16 protein-coding genes are annotated in these 19,389 nt (G+C 29.1%); 14 read left to right on the top strand and 2 right to left on the bottom strand.

Annotated elements, in window-relative coordinates:
- Nucleotides 1-5 precede the first annotated feature (5 nt).
- The 10 genes from lexA (L3B96_RS23040) (at nucleotide 6) to L3B96_RS22995 (ending at nucleotide 13,350) form a co-directional block, all read left to right on the top strand.
- Entirely contained in the window at nucleotides 6-1,544 is a 1,539-nt protein-coding gene (lexA, locus tag L3B96_RS23040) for a transcriptional repressor LexA (RefSeq protein WP_238948682.1), read from the top strand.
- A 197-nt stretch (nucleotides 1,545-1,741) separates the two neighbouring features.
- Nucleotides 1,742-2,377 (top strand): ATP-binding cassette domain-containing protein, encoded by a 636-nt coding sequence (locus L3B96_RS23035; RefSeq protein WP_017211592.1) that lies wholly within the window; start codon nucleotides 1,742-1,744, stop codon nucleotides 2,375-2,377.
- Nucleotides 2,370-3,149: an iron export ABC transporter permease subunit FetB gene (gene fetB, locus L3B96_RS23030; RefSeq protein ID WP_012058784.1), complete on the top strand. Its 780-nt coding sequence runs from the start codon at nucleotides 2,370-2,372 to the stop codon at nucleotides 3,147-3,149. Before L3B96_RS23035 ends, fetB begins: the two co-directional genes overlap by 8 nt.
- 268 nt (nucleotides 3,150-3,417) lie before the next feature.
- Nucleotides 3,418-4,878 (top strand): NADP-dependent glyceraldehyde-3-phosphate dehydrogenase, encoded by a 1,461-nt coding sequence (locus L3B96_RS23025; RefSeq protein WP_238901035.1) that lies wholly within the window; start codon nucleotides 3,418-3,420, stop codon nucleotides 4,876-4,878.
- Between the two features lie 501 nt (nucleotides 4,879-5,379).
- Nucleotides 5,380-6,165, top strand: coding sequence for a helix-turn-helix domain-containing protein (locus L3B96_RS23020; protein WP_238948681.1), 786 nt, complete (start codon nucleotides 5,380-5,382; stop codon nucleotides 6,163-6,165).
- 48 nt (nucleotides 6,166-6,213) lie between these two features.
- On the top strand, nucleotides 6,214-7,215 hold the full coding sequence (locus L3B96_RS23015; RefSeq protein ID WP_238948680.1) for an acyltransferase: 1,002 nt from the start codon (nucleotides 6,214-6,216) through the stop codon (nucleotides 7,213-7,215).
- Between the two features lie 184 nt (nucleotides 7,216-7,399).
- Nucleotides 7,400-10,186: a DNA mismatch repair protein MutS gene (gene mutS, locus L3B96_RS23010; protein ID WP_238901032.1), complete on the top strand. Its 2,787-nt coding sequence runs from the start codon at nucleotides 7,400-7,402 to the stop codon at nucleotides 10,184-10,186.
- A 166-nt stretch (nucleotides 10,187-10,352) separates the two neighbouring features.
- Nucleotides 10,353-11,210, top strand: a complete 858-nt coding sequence (locus tag L3B96_RS23005; protein ID WP_238901031.1) for a pentapeptide repeat-containing protein — start codon at nucleotides 10,353-10,355, stop codon at nucleotides 11,208-11,210.
- Between the two features lie 165 nt (nucleotides 11,211-11,375).
- The gene (gene aat / locus L3B96_RS23000) at nucleotides 11,376-12,026 is read left to right on the top strand and encodes a leucyl/phenylalanyl-tRNA--protein transferase (RefSeq protein WP_238948679.1); all 651 of its coding nucleotides are present in this window, start codon (nucleotides 11,376-11,378) and stop codon (nucleotides 12,024-12,026) included.
- A gap of 160 nt (nucleotides 12,027-12,186) precedes the next feature.
- Nucleotides 12,187-13,350 (top strand): SAM-dependent methyltransferase, encoded by a 1,164-nt coding sequence (locus L3B96_RS22995; RefSeq protein ID WP_012058777.1) that lies wholly within the window; start codon nucleotides 12,187-12,189, stop codon nucleotides 13,348-13,350.
- A 49-nt stretch (nucleotides 13,351-13,399) separates the two neighbouring features.
- Here the strand turns inward: L3B96_RS22995 and L3B96_RS22990 are convergent, their stop codons facing one another.
- A complete protein-coding gene (locus L3B96_RS22990) occupies nucleotides 13,400-13,555 on the bottom strand; it encodes a hypothetical protein (protein ID WP_017211601.1) in 156 nt (51 codons plus the stop codon).
- A gap of 381 nt (nucleotides 13,556-13,936) precedes the next feature.
- Between L3B96_RS22990 and mutL the strand changes: the two genes are divergently transcribed.
- The 4 genes from mutL to L3B96_RS22970 all read left to right on the top strand — a co-directional run bounded on the left by mutL (nucleotide 13,937) and on the right by L3B96_RS22970 (nucleotide 18,568).
- The gene (mutL, locus tag L3B96_RS22985; RefSeq protein WP_238948678.1) at nucleotides 13,937-15,931 is read left to right on the top strand and encodes a DNA mismatch repair endonuclease MutL; all 1,995 of its coding nucleotides are present in this window, start codon (nucleotides 13,937-13,939) and stop codon (nucleotides 15,929-15,931) included.
- A gap of 60 nt (nucleotides 15,932-15,991) precedes the next feature.
- On the top strand, nucleotides 15,992-16,921 hold the full coding sequence (miaA, locus tag L3B96_RS22980) for a tRNA (adenosine(37)-N6)-dimethylallyltransferase MiaA (RefSeq protein ID WP_238948677.1): 930 nt from the start codon (nucleotides 15,992-15,994) through the stop codon (nucleotides 16,919-16,921).
- A 44-nt stretch (nucleotides 16,922-16,965) separates the two neighbouring features.
- The gene (gene hfq / locus L3B96_RS22975) at nucleotides 16,966-17,211 is read left to right on the top strand and encodes an RNA chaperone Hfq (protein ID WP_012058774.1); all 246 of its coding nucleotides are present in this window, start codon (nucleotides 16,966-16,968) and stop codon (nucleotides 17,209-17,211) included.
- 64 nt (nucleotides 17,212-17,275) lie between these two features.
- The gene (locus tag L3B96_RS22970) at nucleotides 17,276-18,568 is read left to right on the top strand and encodes a methionine gamma-lyase family protein (protein ID WP_077830488.1); all 1,293 of its coding nucleotides are present in this window, start codon (nucleotides 17,276-17,278) and stop codon (nucleotides 18,566-18,568) included.
- Nucleotides 18,569-18,715: 147 nt separating this feature from the next.
- Here L3B96_RS22970 and lexA (L3B96_RS22965) read toward each other — a convergent pair whose 3' ends face one another.
- Nucleotides 18,716-19,321, bottom strand: a complete 606-nt coding sequence (gene lexA / locus L3B96_RS22965) for a transcriptional repressor LexA (protein ID WP_012058772.1) — start codon at nucleotides 19,319-19,321, stop codon at nucleotides 18,716-18,718.
- Nucleotides 19,322-19,389: the final 68 nt, after the last annotated feature.

The raw sequence follows: 19,389 nt of genomic DNA, 5'->3' as shown, positions 1-19,389 counted from the left end.
GAAATATGGAATTTGGCAAAAAACAAAAAAAGATAATTAATAATAAGCCAAATGGTCATCTATTAATAAAAGGTCCAAAAGGGTCTGGGAAGACCACTGCATTTATACATAAGATTCCATCACTACTTAATAATTATTGTATATCTAAGGATGATAAAATACTTGTCGCAGCTTGTAACGAAGAATATTCTGATTATTTTTATTCTGTCTATAGAAATATTGAAGGTGAAAAATATCATCAAAATAGCTTCTTTGATGAAGATAATAGTGATAAATTAGAAATAAGCACAATAGATTCTTTAGTCTCTTATTATTTAAACAAATATGTAAAAAATAATAATATAAATCTTACTTTGGCATCTTTTGAAGAACGTGAAGCTGAGCTTAAAGATGCAATACGTATAGTGTCAAAAAGATACGAAAAGAAAAAGCCGGATATATTAAATTTAGATCATATTGAATTTATAAAAGACGAGATTAAATGGATTAAATCATGTAATTATTTAAAACTTGAAGAATATCAAAGCGCTAATAGAGTTGGTAGAATTAATAATTTGAACGTTGAGATATCTAAAATTCTTAGAAGAAACTCTAAGCAAAGACAAGCTATCTTTGAAGTTTTAGAAGAATATACTAATAACTTAAGAAAGCTTAATAAAGTAGATGCTCAAGACATGGAACTTTTAGCTTTAAATGAAGCAAAAAAAGCTCCAATAATTAATTATACTCACATATTTATAGATAATAGTCAGCAACTTACGAAAGTTCAATTAGAATTAGTTAAATCAATATATAATGAAAAATCTTATTCAAGTATAACATTTATTATGGATACTTTTGAAACTGCAATTCCTAATGCTTGGCTTGTAAAGGGACGCCACTTTTCTAGTTTAGGATATGATATGAAGGGAAAATGTATTTCTTTGAATGAATCTTACAAAGAAATAGAAGTTGAAGAGATAGAAGGATTTGTAGATAGCAGTGATAAGTTGATTCAAAAAAATGAGGCTAATAAGAATTTATTACAAAGTTCATCTCTTACATTAGGGTCTATAGAATACATAGATTTAAAAAGAAATATATCTCATAGATTTATAAAAGATTCAGGATCAGTAGATGAAATATATGTAGATTATAACAATTTTGAAGAAAAAGTAGACGACGTAGTAAATATTCCTGTATTTAATGAGATTGCAGCGGGTAATCCAATTTTAATTAATGAATATATTGAGGATAGCTACTCATTACCAAAGGATTGGATAAGAACTTCAAAAGATGTTTTTATGCTTAAAGTTAAAGGTGATTCCATGATAAATAAAAATATTTATGATGGAGATTATGTAGTAATAAGTAAGCAGAATATGCCACGTATTAAGGATATTGTTGCTGTTGATATTGAAGGTGAAGCAACGCTTAAGACTTATAAAGTTATTGATGGGAAAATTGCTCTTATACCTGAGAACGACAAATATCAGCCAATTATTATAGAGGATCAACAATTTAACGTTTTAGGTGTGGCTATTGGACTTATTAAAAATTCATAGATTTGGTGAAAAACCTTGTAATTATTGGTATAATTGTTACAAGGTTTTTTTATTCTTAAAGAGTGCGAAGCAAAATACGGAACTTAACCACAGTCGCCTGCGATTTTTTATCTATAATAAAGTTTATGCCATCAATCAATTTGAATGATATGTGCAGAAATGATTACAAACGCTATATAATGAGGAAGTGAATTAATATGTTTGAAATTAGAAATATAAAATTTAGAAATATATTAGATATCAAATTTCTGAATATAGATAAACCAATTACATGTGTTGTAGGGCCTTCTGGTAGTGGAAAGACAACTTTACTTCGTATGTTAAACCGTTTAAACGTACCCGATGAAGGAGTTATACTTTATAATAATAAAGATATTTCTAAAATTGATACAATATTATTACGTAGAAATGTAGTTATGCTAGGTCAAACTCCTGTTATTTACAGTGGTAATATAGAAGACAATCTCCAAATTGGATTGGAATTTTCAAAAAAACTTCCTGCATCAAAGAGTAGAATGAAAGAAATTCTTGAAAGAGTAGAACTTAATAAAAAACTCACTGATGGATGTGGTAACCTTTCTGGAGGAGAGAAACAGCGACTATGCCTAGCTAGAGTAATGTTAATGGATGCTGATACATATTTGTTAGACGAGCCTTCAGCTGCACTAGACAAAGATACTGAACAATTTATAATAGATAATTTTTCAAAGTTTGTGTTAGAAAACAATAAGGAACTTATAATGATCACTCATTCAGAGCAAATAGCGCAGAAATATAACAATTCAATAGTTAGGATTGAAAATGGAGAGGTTGTGAAATCTTATTATGAATAATGCAGTAATGAATCTATCAGTCTTCCAACTTTCAATTGCTTATGTTTTTGTACTAATAATGCTTATTATTTTTAAATCACGAGGTATCAAAAGAGAAAAACAAATATTGATTGCTTCAACTAGAATGACAATACAACTTACTATAATGGGCTATGTTCTCATGTTCGTATTTAATAATCCAAGTTGGTGGTTAACTTCTTTTATGATTATAATTATGATTTCTTTTGCAATTTATAATTCAATAAAAAGAGTTAAAGTTCAAATGTCAAAGGAATTAAAAAGTATAATTGCTATTTCAATGACCTTTGGAGCTCTTTTGACTGCAGCTTTCTTTATAATAGTTGTTCTTAGTGTTCGCCCATGGTTCAATCCTCAATATTTTATTCCTATTTCAGGTATGATTGTTGGTAACAGCATGACAGGTATTGCACTAGGTGCAAATAAACTATGTAGTGATTTTGAAGATAAAAGAATTGAAATAGAAAATTCGTTAATGCTTGGTGCAAGCCCACTTGATGCCACTAGACAAATTGTTAATAATGCTTTCGACAGCGCCATACTTCCAACTATGAATAACATGCTAACTATGGGAATTGTATCGCTACCAGGAATGATGACAGGACAGATTCTTTCTGGAACATTTCCTATCACTGCAATAAAATATCAAATTGGCATAATGCTTGCTATATTAGGCAGTACCGCTGTGTCCACTGTCTTGTTTGTAACCCTTGGATATAGAACATTTTTTACTAAAGATAACAGGTTAAAATAACTATTTTCTATAGGCTTTATACCAAAAGGCATTAGATATTCTTAAAGTTTTAATTAATATGAATTTTAATCTTAAATTTTTCATAAAATTCATAAGAAGTAATTTTTTATATTCCATACTTTATAACACTAAGCTGTATTTTCAATAAGAAAAATATATTAATTATTAAATTTTATTAATTTATCTGGATATAATATAAGAATTAGTATATTATATTATTAAATGATAATTAATATTAATTAGTAAATTGTATTAAAGAGGTGAAGGAATGTTTAATTGTATAAAATGCGAAAATAATAACTTTAAAAATTTAATAAATGGTGAATGGGTTGGTAGTAAAGATAACAAAGTAATTGAAATCTATTCGCCACTTGATAATTCATTAATTGGCACAGTTCCTGCTATGACAAAGGAAGATGTTGATAATGTACTAAGCATTGCAAAAGAGGGCCAAAAAAAATGGAGTAAAGTTCCAATGAGTGAAAGAGCCGAGATTTTATATAAAGCTGCTGATATTTTAGTTGAAAGAACTGATGAAATTGTTGATATTATGGTCAGAGAAATTGGTAAAGACAGAAAGAGCTCAAAGTCTGAAATTCATAGAACAGCAGATTTTATAAGATTCACTGCTGATACAGCTAAGAATATGTCTGGTGAAAGTATACCAGGCGATACTTTCCCTGGATTTAAAAGAAATAAAATCTCAGTTGTAAATAGAGAGCCATTAGGAGTAGTTCTTGCAATATCTCCATTTAATTACCCAATAAACCTATCAGCATCAAAGATAGCGCCTGCAATAATTGTAGGAAACTCATTAGTATTAAAGCCTGCTACTCAAGGTAGCCTATGTGGTTTATACTTAGCAAAAGTTTTTCAAGAAGCAGGAGTACCAAATGGGGTATTAAATACAATCACAGGTAGAGGAAGCGAAATAGGAGATTACGCAGTTACTCATAAAGGCGTAAACTTTATTAATTTCACTGGAAGTACAGACGTTGGTGTTAGAATTTCAAAACTAACTAGCATGGTACCACTTTTAATGGAGTTAGGTGGAAAAGATGCCGCTATAGTTTTAGAAGATGCGGACTTAGAGCTTGCAGCCAATAATATTGTAGCAGGTGGTTACTCATACTCTGGCCAAAGATGTACTGCAGTAAAAAGAATTTTAGTATTAGAAAAAGTTGCTGATGAATTAATTTCTAAAGTTAAAGAGAAAATGAATAAACTTGTGGTCGGAAATCCATTAGACAAAGATGTAGATATTGTACCATTAATTAGTACTAAAGCAGCTGATTATGTTATGGAATTAATAGATGATGCTAAAGATAAAGGTGCAGATCTAATTGTTGGTGGAAATAGAGAAGGTAATTTAATATACCCAACACTTTTTGATAATGTTACTACTGATATGAGGCTTGCATGGGAAGAGCCTTTTGGACCAGTTCTTCCAATAATAAGAGTAAAAGATAAAGATGAAGCTATTGAGATAGCGAATAAATCAGAATACGGACTTCAAAGTGCAGTATTTACAGAAAATATTGATGATGCATTTTATGTAGCTGACAGATTAGAGGTAGGTACAGTACAAGTAAATAATAAAACAGAGAGAGGTCCAGACCATTTCCCATTCCTAGGAGTTAAAGCTTCTGGAATAGGAACTCAAGGAATAAGATATTCAATTGAATCTATGTCTAGACCTAAAGCAACAGTAATAAATTTAGTTAGATAATATCTTATACTAAAATAAGTACGATATTAACTTAAATTAGCTAGTTAAATCCTTTTTAAATAACAATATATAAAAAAACAAATGAAGCATCAAATTCAACACAATAAGAATTGAATTTGATGCTTTTTTATTCTCTATGAATTTATATTCAATTCAAGTTAACTCTATGGATTAAGTTAGAGAAAAGATCAATTCAGAAAGTTATGGTTTCTAAAGAGAATAAAAAAGAAATTAAATTATAAGGAGATATAGATTTAATAATACCATAAAAAGTCACCTAATAAATAATACATTATTTATTAGTAGACATAATAGATAATTTTCACGATATAAGGAGATAATTAAAGCTAATAATCACCAAATAATGAAAACTAATTAGCAAACCGCATATATAATGATATTAAGCTATTATTAAGTTAATATGCAAATTGATATATATATATTATAAGAATATAATGAAGTTGTCACTAGATAGTGTCAAAAGTAATGGAGTGGATACATATGAATATTTCTATAATAACATCTGAAAACAGAAGACTTTATCCTGCTTTAGTATACAATACAGAAGATAATGAGCTTAAGAAGCCAATCACAGAAATTGATGATATTTATGATTTACTGTACAAAAAACAAAATATATTAGTTCTATCAACTCAGTATGACCAATATGGTAATGAAATCAAATTCTTTAATGGTCAATTAGAAAAATCAGATATAAAGGCCTTATATAGCGTAAACGAAGATATGAGTTCTAAAGGTTTAGCATTTGTTATGACACTATCTGAGGCAGCAAAGAAATGGGGATTGTCAGATGGTTCAACTATTAGAAAAGCTATTGAGAGAGGTAAATTTCAAACAAATGAGGTAAAACAAGCTGGTGATGTATGGATAACTACCTATTCTGCAATGGAGAGGGTATTTGGTTCAATAAGAAATGAAGAGAATGCATATGTAATATATGATGATTTTGAAACAGTTTATCTTACTACGAAAATAAATTTTGCTTATGCCCAATTAGCTTACCTCAGGGGATTACAATATGATATGAAGTTAAAGGAAATTGAAGAAAAATATAAATATGTTAAAGACGTATTTACAAATGCTTTAAATGCAATAAAAGATGGCGGAAAAGTATTAATAAAGAAAAGCAGAAATAATAAAATCCGGCAGATAATAAATACTACAAATGAACTTCTTTTTTATATAGACACATTTCGTAGTAAACGAAATTTACCTCCTGAATTAATAAATAGATTAATAGATGATTTAAAATCTGTTGAACAGTAAAGATATGTCTAATACAAATATTAATAATTTAAAGGAGAATATTAAGTTATGGAAACAAAAAATGATATTCATTATGGAATGGTTGATGTATTACGCTTAGTTTTTGCAATTGCAGTTGTATCAGTTCATACAATGGCTTTTAAATCCGTAAATGATGACTTATGGATTGCTACTAGTATGGGTATTGCTAGACTCGCTGTGCCATTTTTCTTTATGGTTTCGGGTTATTTTTTATATAATAGAATTGGTTCCGAAAAAGAGCCTAAATCAACTATTAAGCATTTATTACGTATCTACTTTTTATGGGTGCTTATTGAGATTATAGCGTTATTTCCTCTTGTCTTAAGCAGTTTAAGTGCACCACCTATTTTAATTATTGAGAGATTATTATTTGCAGGGGTTACAGGAAGCCTTTGGTATATATCTTCGCTAATTATTACTATCTTTATAATTTCCCCATTATTAAAAAGAGACAAGCTGTTTTTCTTGTTTATAATTGGATTTGTATTATATCTATTTGGGACAACTGGAGATACCTATTATGGGTTGTTTGAAAAAACTATGATAAATCCATTAATCAACGGATATACTTCAATATTTATGCTTCCACAAATAGGCATTACTGAATCAATTCTTTTTGTATCTTTAGGTGGAATCGTTAGCAAATATAAATTAAATGAAAAGATACAAAAGTCAGGATTACTAAGTATACTTTCAATTATATTACTTTTAATTGAAACCTTTGTGTTAAATAAAACTGGAATTGCTAAGGACGCTAATATGTATCTATCATCAATAATTGCAGCCCCTTTAATCTTAATTTGGGCAATTAATTCCACAAAAAATATTTCTACTAAGGTTTCTAAAGCCTGTAGGGAATATAGCTTAGGAATATATTGTTCTCATCAAATAGTTATGATATGGCTTGCAATGTTTATACCAGTACTTTTTGCAAATACACTTCTTAGGTTTATCTGTTCTTTATTATTGTCTGCATTAATAATTACAATTTTAAGAAAAACTAAAATTAGAGAAATATTTTTAAGATAAATATTTATATCTATTTTCACTTAAATAAAATATTAATGAAAATCTCTAAGATAATTGTTATAATTGTTCTAGGGATTTTTAGATGTATAATGAAATTTATATAAATATTACCTTAAATTAAATATATATAAATCTAGGTCGATAAATAGTGTAACCTAGCTACATAAAAAGGAGGAAATTAATTATGGCTTTAACGCCAATGATGGTTGAATATATGAAAACGAAGGAGGAATACAGTGATTGTATTCTATTTTATAGATTAGGTGATTTTTACGAAATGTTCTTTGATGATGCAATAACTGTATCTCGAGAACTTGAGTTAGTTCTTACAGGGAAAAATTGTGGTCTTGAGGAAAGGGCTCCTATGTGTGGAATACCACATCATGCAGCTGCAGCATATATACCAAGGCTTGTTAATAAGGGGTATAAGGTAGCAATATGTGAACAGCTTGAAGATCCAAAGGAAGCAAAAGGAATTGTAAAAAGAGGTGTTGTAAAAATAATTACACCAGGAACATTCATAGATGCTAATAGTTCTCTAGAAAATGATAATACATATTTAATGACCATATATGAAAGTGATGAAAAAATAGGTTTAGCAGTTTCGGATATAAGTACTGGCGAATTTAAAACAACTTCCTTTGATAATATTAAGATAACCTTACTAGATGAGATTTCAAAGGTTGCACCTAAAGAAATTTTAGTAGATAAAAACATTAGCCAATCTTTAATAGATGATATAAAGGGTATAACTACTGCACTTATTACAGAGAAAGACTTTAATGAATTTATCGTATCAAAAGAAGAAATTATAGATCAATTTTCGGATTTAGAGGTTTCTGGATTAGTAAATGAAAGAGAAATTTCAAGTAGAGTACTACTTAAATACATATATGAAACTCAAAAAATGAGTTTAACTAATATAAATTTGCTAGAACAATATGAAATAATTAATTACATGACGATCGACGGAAATTCAAGAAGGAATTTAGAACTTACTGAAAGTATAAGAGAAAAAAGCAAAAAAGGGTCTCTTTTATGGGTTCTTGATAAGAGTGCTACATCTATGGGTGGTAGAACAATTAGAAAATGGATTGAAGAACCGTTAATTATTAAATCTGAAATAGAAAAAAGACTAAGTGGTGTTAGCGAAGCATTTAGTTCAATTAGTTTTAATGAGGATTTAAGAAGTTCTTTAAAAGATATTTATGATATAGAAAGAATTGTCGGTAAAATTTCAAATAAAAATGTGAATGCAAAAGATATGTTATCTCTTAAAGCTTCATTAGACAAATTACCATCTATAAAAGAACTTTTAGGAAGTGCTAATTCAGAACTGCTAAAGGAATATTATGAAGATTTAGATGAGCTATCAGACATAAGAGAATTACTTGAATCTTCCATTAAAGAAGAGCCCTCTTTAAGTATAAAAGAAGGAAATATAATTAAAGATGGTTATAATTCAGAAGTTGATGAATTAAGACAGTCAAAGCTTCATGGTAAGGAATGGATTGCAGCTCTGGAAAATCGTGAAAGAGAATTTACCGGGATCAAATCTTTAAAGGTAGGTTATAACAAAGTATTTGGATATTACATAGAAATTTCAAAATCAAATTATAATTCTATTCCAGAAGGTAGGTATGTAAGAAAACAAACTCTTGCAAACGCTGAGAGATATATAACAGAAGAACTTAAAATTATGGAAGATAAAATTCTTGGCGCAGAAGAGAAGCTTATAAACTTAGAATATTCTTTATTCACTGATATAAGAGATTCCATTGAGAAGGAAATTGCAAGACTAAAAAAAAGTGCTAGAATAATTTCTAATCTAGATGGTATTTCTACCTTGGCATTAATCGCTCTTGAAAATGATTATGTAAAACCTGAAATCAACGAGGATGGAATTATCGAAATAGTAGATGGCAGGCACCCAGTTGTTGAAAAGGTAATTGGAAGAGGTGAATTTGTTTCCAACAATACTACCTTGAATCAAAGTGATAAGGAATTACTATTAATAACTGGACCTAACATGGCAGGTAAGTCAACATACATGAGACAGGTTGCCCTTATTACGTTAATGGCCCAAATAGGATCTTTCGTACCTGCTTCTAGCGCTAATATTTCAATTTGTGATAAGATATTCACTAGAATTGGAGCTTCTGATGATTTAGCTGGTGGTAAATCCACATTTATGGTTGAAATGTGGGAAGTATCAAATATACTTAAGAATGCAACTTCTAAAAGTCTAGTATTATTAGATGAAGTAGGGCGTGGAACATCAACTTATGATGGACTTTCGATAGCTTGGTCTGTCATTGAATACATAACTGGTAACGAAAATTTAAGATGTAAAACTTTATTTGCAACACACTATCATGAATTAGTAAAACTTGAAGGAGTTTTGCCTGGTGTTAAGAATTACTCTGTAGCTGTTAAGAAAATGAAAGATAGCGTAATCTTCTTAAGAAAGATAGTCGAAGGTGGTGCGGATGAGTCTTATGGTATAGAAGTTGCAAAACTTGCTGGTCTTCCTGATGATGTCATTAATAGAGCAAAAGAAATTCTTCTAGGCCTTGAAGGCGAAAATAATTTTGATATACACAAAGTAACAAACACTGAAATCATAGAAAATGAGGTTGCTGTAGATATAAATGGAGGCAACAATGTAGTTACTATTACTGAAAAAGCCTGTGAAAGTAAGAGTGAATATATAGAAAAAGTTGAAGCAAAAGACCCTTTTGATAAAACAGAAAGTAATAAAGCTGATCATAGAATTGATGAAAAGACTGAAAATTCATCTAAAAAACATAAGAATAAGGATTCTTCTAACAATATGCAATTAGATTTTACTTTTATAGAAAAAGAGGCATTTCTAAAAGAAGTTAGCGAAGTGGATATATTAAGTTTAAATCCTATGGAAGCCATGAACACTCTATATAGGTTAGTTGCTGAAGCTAAAAAATTAAAATAAAAACTTTCTAATCCTATTAAAGTAGTTTAATAGTTCCAATTATGTTAAAATAATTCTAAATGCAGTTGGAACATAAGTTTTTAAATAAATAATATAATATTTTAATGCTAAATTACTTGCTATAAGTTACAACTGTGTTATATATACTATTACGGGGTGAGTTACTTTGACATATATAAACGAAAATACATTTGAAGAAGAATTATTTGAAGATCTAAAAATTAATTGCCAAGAATGCTTTGGTTTTTGTTGTGTTGCATTATATTTTTCGGCTTCAGACGGATTTCCAAACAATAAAAGCGCTGGAAAGCCTTGCTTAAATTTGCAATCAGATTTTGGTTGCTCTATTCATAAAGATTTGAGAAAAAAAGGACTTAAAGGTTGTACAACTTACGACTGTTTTGGTGCTGGACAAAAGGTTGCTCAAATTACATATGCTGGACATAATTGGAGAGAAAATCCCGAATTATCCGATAAAATGTATGAAGTCTTTTTGATTATGAGGCAGCTTCATGAAATGTTGTGGTATCTAAAACAAACTTTATCAATTCAAACTAATGAAAAGATAAAAAATAAAATAAATGATCTAATAACTGAAACAGAAGATATTACTAAATCAGCACCCGACCTCCTTATGACTTTAGATATAGAGGTGCATAGAGATAATGTTAATGCGCTACTCAGGCAAACAAGCGAATTTGTTAGGGCCAAAGCGCTTGGTAACAGTAAAACTAACTTAAAACGTAAAAAAACAATTGCTGGCAGATTGGATTGCATTGGTGCAGATCTTAAAAAGATTAATCTTAAAGGTGCGGACCTAAGAGGGGCATTTCTCATAGCAGCAGATCTTAGAGGAAATGATTTGAGTTATGCGGATCTTATTGGAGCTGACTTACGTGATGCAGATATTAGAGGTGCTAATCTTAAAGATAGCTTATTCATTACGCAATCTCAGATTAATTCAGCTAAAGGAGATTCTAATACAATCTTACCAAAGTCAATAGTGCGTCCAACTTCTTGGTAAAGGAATCAATGTTAGATTTTTATAAAATGTTATAATCATAAAGTATTTTGCATTTTTAACAAAAATAAGCTTTTACAAGCTTATTTTTTTGCAAAGAATTATTTAAGTATTAGAATATGATAGAATAATTTAAAAGAAGAATTAAAATACAAGGAAGTGAATATAATGCCTATATTTAGACTAACAAATGAGATATTATTTCCTAATCCTGAGCTTTCAGAAAAAGATGGACTTTTGGCAATCGGAGGAGATTTATCATTAGAAAGATTGATATTAGCTTATTGTAATGGTATATTTCCATGGTATAACGAAGGTGAGCCGATTCTTTGGTGGTGTCCCAAGCCAAGATTTATATTAATACCAGATGAAGTTAAAATTTCTAAATCAATGAAGAAAATTATAAAAAAAGAGAGGTTTCATGTAACTTTCAACAAAGATTTTTATGGTGTAATTAGTAACTGCAAGGATATTAGGGAAGATAATAATGAGGGAACTTGGATTAATAATGATATGAAAAAAGCATATATGAATTTATTTAATAAAGGTTATGCAATGAGCGTGGAGACATACCTTAATAATGAATTAGTAGGTGGCTTATATGGCGTCAAAATAGGAAAATGCTTCTTCGGAGAGAGTATGTTTTCTAAGGTAAGTAATGCATCTAAAATAGCATTAATAAAGCTTGCAGAAAAACTTAAAAACGAAAATTTCATATTTATAGATTGCCAGATGCATACAAAACATTTGGAAAGTATGGGTGGAAAATTTGTGGAATGGGCTACATTCAAGGAATTATTAAGAAAAGGTATAATATAACTGAAGAAACATCGTAAATAATAAATTCCTAATATTGAAATTATCTATAAATAATCATAGTATTGTAGATGAAATTAATATAAAATATAAAAATAGGTTTAAAACTAATATATTAATACTGTTAGTAAACAAGATTATTGAATATAAGGTGAGTTGAAGTATGGAAGAGTTAAAAAAAGCGATTAAAGAAATAATAGAAGACAATGTTATAAAGCTAGTTATTAGCAATAAAACAAATAAAAATTTTGAATATAATAAAATAGTTATATATCTCAAAGAAAATGATAAAAGAACGTACTATCAAATAGAAAAATATACTGATAAGCAGGTGTTCCATGAAAACATTGATACAGATATTTTGGAAGAAAGAATTATTGAGTATGTGGAGCCGAATTATAAGCAAATTTCTGCATGGTCAAATTCGGCTAGCTTTGAGGTAAAAATATCAAAAAAGGGCAAGGTTCTATTAAGTAAGAAAAAAAGTGATAATCAAAAAACACTTAATAAAGCTCATAACAAGGAAAAAAATTATATATTAAAAGAGGGTATGATTATTGAGCCCTTAATAGATTTAGGTGTATTTACTAAAGAAGGAAAAGTAGTGAACTCAAAGTATGATAAATACAAGCAAATTAATCGTTTTGTTGAAATTATTGATGATGAAATCAAGAAAAATGATTATAAAGAACTTACTGTTTTAGATTTTGGTTGTGGAAAATCTTACTTAACTTTTGTATTGTATTATTACCTTGTAGAAATAAAGAATATTAAAGTAAAGATGATCGGATTAGATCTTAAAGCCGATGTTATAAAAAAATGTAATGATATAGCCCAAAGTTATAACTATGAAAATTTACACTTTGAGCTTGGAGATATAAATGGATTTAAATATAATAATAAAGTTGATATGGTAATAACATTACATGCATGCGATACTGCTACTGATTACGCATTATATAATGCTATAAAATGGAATGCTAAATTAATATTCTCTGTCCCTTGTTGTCAGCATGAATTTAACGCCCAGATGAAAACAGATTCACTGTCTATATTAACAAAGTATGGAATAGTTCAAGAAAGAATTGCAGCACTTATGACTGATTCTGTTAGAGCAAACCTTTTAGAATGCATAGGATACAAAACACAACTTTTAGAATTTATTGATATTGCACATTCTCCTAAAAATATATTGATTAGAGCCTCTAAGTCTAATATATCTAAGGATAAAAAAGAAAAAGCTTTATTAGAAGTTGAAAATTTAATTGGTCAATTTAATTTTAATCCTACATTATATAATCTATTGAAAAATGATAATTTAATTTAAAGTTCATAAATCCACGACATAATTTAATTTTTGTCGTGGATTTATGATTTTAGTGTCTTTTCTTTTTAAATTCAGTATGAGAAGAAGGCTCAGCTTCCCCAAATGGACTTTCTTGATGTGCTTTTTCTTTTACTACCTTATTATAATTTTGTGATGCTGGATCAGATACACTTTTAGTTGAATTATAAAAATCTTTATCATTCATATTAAAGCCTCCTTATAGAAAATATTTAATTTCTAATATTAGCTTAACCATATTATCGGCAAATATTATTTATTGTAAATATATTTTGTATTTAGATTGTTACTTATATGTAAATTAAATATAATATTGTTCTAATGGAAATATTAATAGAAATACTAAAATCATTTAGAGTATACAATAAAAATCATAGTCAAAAAGATATATTCGAATTACAGATCATTCCAATGCCAGTATTTCAATATTATTGAATATATTAAACAAGTATGTAATAATAACAATGTATTAGAAATAAGTTCATGTGTTCATTAGGAAGGCTTATTTGGAAGTGATTTTATCATTTGCATTTTACGCCCATAAGCATTGAAAGGAGGAAAGGACATCTTGAAGAGAATAAATATATTAAATGAAGACACAGCAAATAAAATTGCAGCAGGAGAAGTTGTAGAAAGACCAGCGTCAGTAGTCAAAGAGCTGATTGAAAATTCAATTGATGCAAATTCTAAAAACATAATCATTGAAATAGAAGAAGGTGGAATTTCTCTTATTAGAATAATAGATGATGGAGACGGAATCTATAAAGATGATATAGCGAAAGCATTTCTTCCGCATGCTACAAGCAAGATACAAGAGTCAGAAGATATTTATAATATACATACTCTTGGATTCAGAGGCGAAGCACTGCCATCTATAGCATCTGTAGGTAAAGTTAATTTAAAGTCTAAGCAGGATGAAGAAGCTTTTGGATATGAAATATCTATTGAGGGCGGTAAAGCATCAGGAGTAACAGAGTGTGGAATAAATAAAGGTACTATACTAGAAGTGCAAGATCTATTCTTTAATGTTCCTGCTAGGAAGAAGTTCTTAAAATCTGTATCAAAAGAGAGTTCATTAATAAATGATATAGTAACAAGATTATCACTTGCAAATCCTAAAATAAGTTTTAAATTGTATAACAATCATAAAAAAGTATTACATACTTTTGGTAATGGAGATCTTAAGGATGTAATAAGAACTATATATGGTAAGTCTATAACAGATAATATACTTTACTTTAGTGATAGTTCCGATTTAATAACTGTTTATGGTTATGTAGGAACTGAGGAAATAGCTAGAGGATCAAGAAATAATCAAAGTATTTTCGTAAATAGAAGATACATAAAAAATAGGGCGTTAGCAATAGCTGTAGAGCAAGCATTTAAGTCATTTTCAACAGTAAATAAATTTCCGTTCTTTATATTATTTATAGAAGTATATCCCGAATATGTAGATGTTAATATTCATCCAACAAAGGCTGAAATAAAATTTAATGATGAAAGAATGATATTCAAAAAGATTTTTGGAGCAGTTCATACTGCATTAAAAAATGAAGTTTTTGATACTTTTGCGATAAAAGAAGAAGAAAATACAAAAAAAGAACCGCTCCCAACATTTGAGGAGATTACTTTTAAAATAAAAGAAGAAGAAGAAAAGGTTAAATTTGCAAGTTCTGCAGCAAAGACTTTAATGTCTCAAGGAAAAGACCTCAAGGCTAATAACGAGAGTAGCCTTAAAAGTGTATATGATCCAAGCTTGAATAATATTAATAAAACAATAGTTGAGGAAAGCACTGATTATAACAAGGAAAATGAAGAGCCTATAAGTATTCCTGTAGATCTTAAGCCTAATTCATATATAGAAAATTTGGTTGATGATTATAGTGACAATGCAGAAGATGAAATAAAATCTAATTCTGAACCTATAGAAAACGTAATTACAGAAAACAAATACGAAAATATTAAGCCAAATCCTATTGCTAAGTTTCCACCAATTACTATAATAGGTCAATATAATAAAACTTATATATTAGGAGAGTATGACGGTACCTTATACATGATTGATCAGCATGCTGCTCATGAAAAAATATTATTTGAAAAATATCTTAAAGAAATTGAAGAAGGTACTATTATAATTCAACCTCTTATTGTTCCAAGTATAATTGACTTGAGTATTGATGATTATTCTTATTTTGAAGAGAATAAAGACATATTTAGAGAAGCTGGTTTTTTATTAGAAGAGTTTGGTGGAAGTTCATTATCTTTAAAAGAAGTTCCGTACTTCTTAGGACGACTTAATCCTAAAAACTTGTTCCTAGATATACTTGATAATTTAAAAAATTTAGGAAACGGAAAAACAAGTGAAGTAAAACATAATGCTATTGCAACTAAAGCATGTAAAGCAGCTATTAAAGGAAATGATAAATTAGAAATGAATGAGATGATTAAATTAATTGAAGATCTAAGATATATAGATGATCCTTTTCACTGCCCACACGGGAGGCCTGTAATAATAAAATTTACAAGTATAGACATTGATAAAAAATTTAAAAGAATAATATAATGCTTTTGTATTATTATAAATGAATATAAACTTTAAAATTATTAACGAAAGGATAAAATAATGAAGCAAAAATTATTAGTTATTGGTGGCCCTACTGCAGTAGGAAAAACTGATCTTTCAATAAAATTAGCAAAAAATTTAAATGGAGAAATTATTTCAGCTGATTCTATGCAAATCTATAAATATATGGATATAGGTTCTGCAAAGGTAACTAAAGATGAAATGAACGGGATAAAGCATTACTTAATTGATGCAATAGAACCTGATACTCCTTTTTCAGTAGCAGATTTTAAGCAACTTGGTGAAGAAGCATTAGAAAAAATTATATGTAACGGAAAATTTCCAATAATATCAGGAGGAACAGGTTTATACATTAATTCATTAACTTGCAACATGACTTTTACAGAAGCAGAAAAAGATGAAAGTTATAGAGAATATCTAGAAACTTTAGCATTAGAAAAGGGTAATGAATATATACATGAAATGCTTAAAGATGTTGACCCTATAAGTTACAAAGAAATTCATACTAACAACAGGAAAAGAGTTATCAGAGCGTTAGAGGTTTTTAAACTTACCAATAAGCCTTTTAGCTCATATAATGTCGGATTGGATTTTTACAATAGTGAATATGATGTATATTATTACGTACTAACTATGAATAGAGAAAAATTATATGATAGAATCAATAAAAGAGTTGATTTAATGATGGAAAAGGGCTTGCTAAATGAATGCATAAGATTAAAAGAAATGGGATATAATTCAGATATTCAATCTATGCAGGGGATAGGATACAAAGAAATATTATATTATCTAGAAGGTAAAATAACTCTAGATAAAGCAATAGATATGATAAAACAAGGATCTCGAAATTACGCTAAAAGGCAACTTACATGGTTTAGACGTGATGAAAGATGTATGTTTTTAGATAAGGATATTATGAGTGATGATGAAATTTTAGATAAAGTTATTAATGACATAATAAAGAACTAGCGTTATAATATTAGTAATAAAATCACTTATGGAGGTGTTATATTTTGGTCAATAAGCAACAAAACAACCTACAAGATATATTTCTAAATAATGCGAGAAAAAATAAAATACAAATAATAATACACTTAGTAAATGGATTCCAGTTAAAAGGTACTGTAAAGGGTTTTGATAATTTCACTGTTATTTTGGATTGTGATAATAAGCAAATGCTTATATATAAGCATGCAATATCAACTATAACGCCAACTAAACCAATTTTATTTGCAGATAACGAATACGAAACTACTTAGTAAATAGGCATTTTTGCCTATTTATTTTTGAGTATTTCTAAACTTTGGAGGATGAGACTTAGATATGTTAAAAAAGACAGAAGAATTTTTAATTAAGAATTATAATATTAGCGAAAGGACATTTGATATATATAGACAGGCTTTATCTGATACTGAAGCTCAATTTAAGGAATATGATGAAATTAGAGAATTTAATCAACTTAAAGTACTGAAAGCATTTCAATTAGAAAAAATTAGCGACTCTCACTTTACAAATACTACAGGTTATGGACTTGATGATTTAGGGCGTGACTCATTAGATAAAGTATATGCTAATATCTTTAATACTGAAGCCGGACTTGTCCGTCCACATTTTGTTAGTGGTACACACGCTATTGGATGCGCTATCGCTGGTAATGTTAGGCCTGGAGATAAGATTTTATGTGTTTCCGGACTTCCTTATGATACTTTGCTTGGCGTTCTTGGACTATCAGAGAAGAAAAACGCTGGTTCATTAGATCAATATGGAATTAAAACCGATATAGTAGATTTAGATACTAAAGGTAAATTTCAATTTGATAAAATTCAAGAAGCATTGAGAAATGATCCAAGTATCAGACTTATACATATTCAAAGAAGCACTGGTTATGCTTCAAGAAAATCTTTTCTAGTTTCTGAAATAGCTGAAGTTATTAGGCATATAAGAGAAATACGAGAAGATGTAATTATATTTGTGGATAATTGTTACGGAGAATTTATTGAACCTGTTGAACCTACAGAATATGGTGCAGATATAATGGCTGGATCACTTATGAAGAATATAGGTGGAGGTATTGCTCCAGGTGGAGGATACATCGTAGGAAAGAGACAGTATGTTGATGCAGCTGCTAATAGAATGACTGTACCAGGTGTAGGAGGCGAATATGGCGCTACATACGGACTTATGAGGAGTTTATATCAAGGATTGTTCTCCGCTCCTCACGTGGCAATAGAAGCTGTAAAAACAGCAATATTCTGTGCCCGTGTAATGGAAATTGCAGGATTTAAGGTATTTCCTTCGTCAACAGATAAAAGAACTGATATAATTCAAGCAATTGAATTTGGCGACGCTAAAAAATTGATTAATTTTTGTAGTGGTATTCAAGCTGGATCTCCTATAGATGCATTTGCAGTGTGTGAGCCATGGGCAATGCCAGGATATGATAGTGAAATTGTAATGGCTGCTGGCTCATTTATCTCAGGTTCAACAATCGAATTATCAGCAGATGGACCAGTTAGAGAGCCATATATAGCATATATTCAAGGTGGATTAAACTTTGATCATGGAAAAATTGGAATACTTATTGGGTTGAGCAAAGTATTAGAAGTCGATAAATAATATCACTAATTTATCACTAGCTTCCCAATATGTAAGTAGGCATAAAATTAAAAATAGACTATTAAATTTTATAGATCATAAAATTTAATAGTCTATTAATTTACTATCTTATAATATAATTTCGAAATCAATAACAAAGTAATTTGTTTAAAATGATCTGAATATACCTACAAGTTTTCCTAAAATCATGCAATCATCTACTATTATAGGATCCATAGCATCATTTTCTGGCTGAAGTCTAATATGATCTTTTTCTTTAAAAAATCTTTTGATTGTAGCGCTATCTTCTATTAAAGCTACTACTATATCACCATTTATCGCTGTTTGTGCACTTTCTATAATAGCTAAATCATTATCTCTAATACCAGCATTAACCATACTTTCACCAGAAACACGCAACATAAATAATTCTCTATCATGTTTTATAAAATCCAATGGAAGCGTAAATGTGTCTTCTATGTTTTCGGTTGCAAGTATTGGTAAACCTGCTGTAATCTTGCCTATAATAGGAATGTTAATCATTTCTTTCTTCGGCATTGAAAGTTCTGCTATTTCTAAAGCCCTTGGTTTAGAAGGATCTCTTTTAATCATTCCCTTTTTTTCTAATCTTTTTAAATGTCCATGAACAGTTGAAGTTGACCTTAAAGAGACTGCTTCGCAAATTTCTCTTACTGAAGGTGGATAACCTTTGCTCTCTGTATAACTTTTTAAAAATTCATATATCTCTGATTGCTTATCTTTTTCGTCTGACATTACAAACACCTCACTATTCTTCTAATAATTATAACATATACTATATAACATAGCAAACTTGTGTTCTA

Source organism: Clostridium sp. YIM B02569 (assembly GCF_022320765.1).
Lineage (GTDB): Bacteria > Bacillota > Clostridia > Clostridiales > Clostridiaceae > Clostridium > Clostridium beijerinckii.
This window is presented reverse-complemented; position numbering and strand designations above follow the sequence as displayed.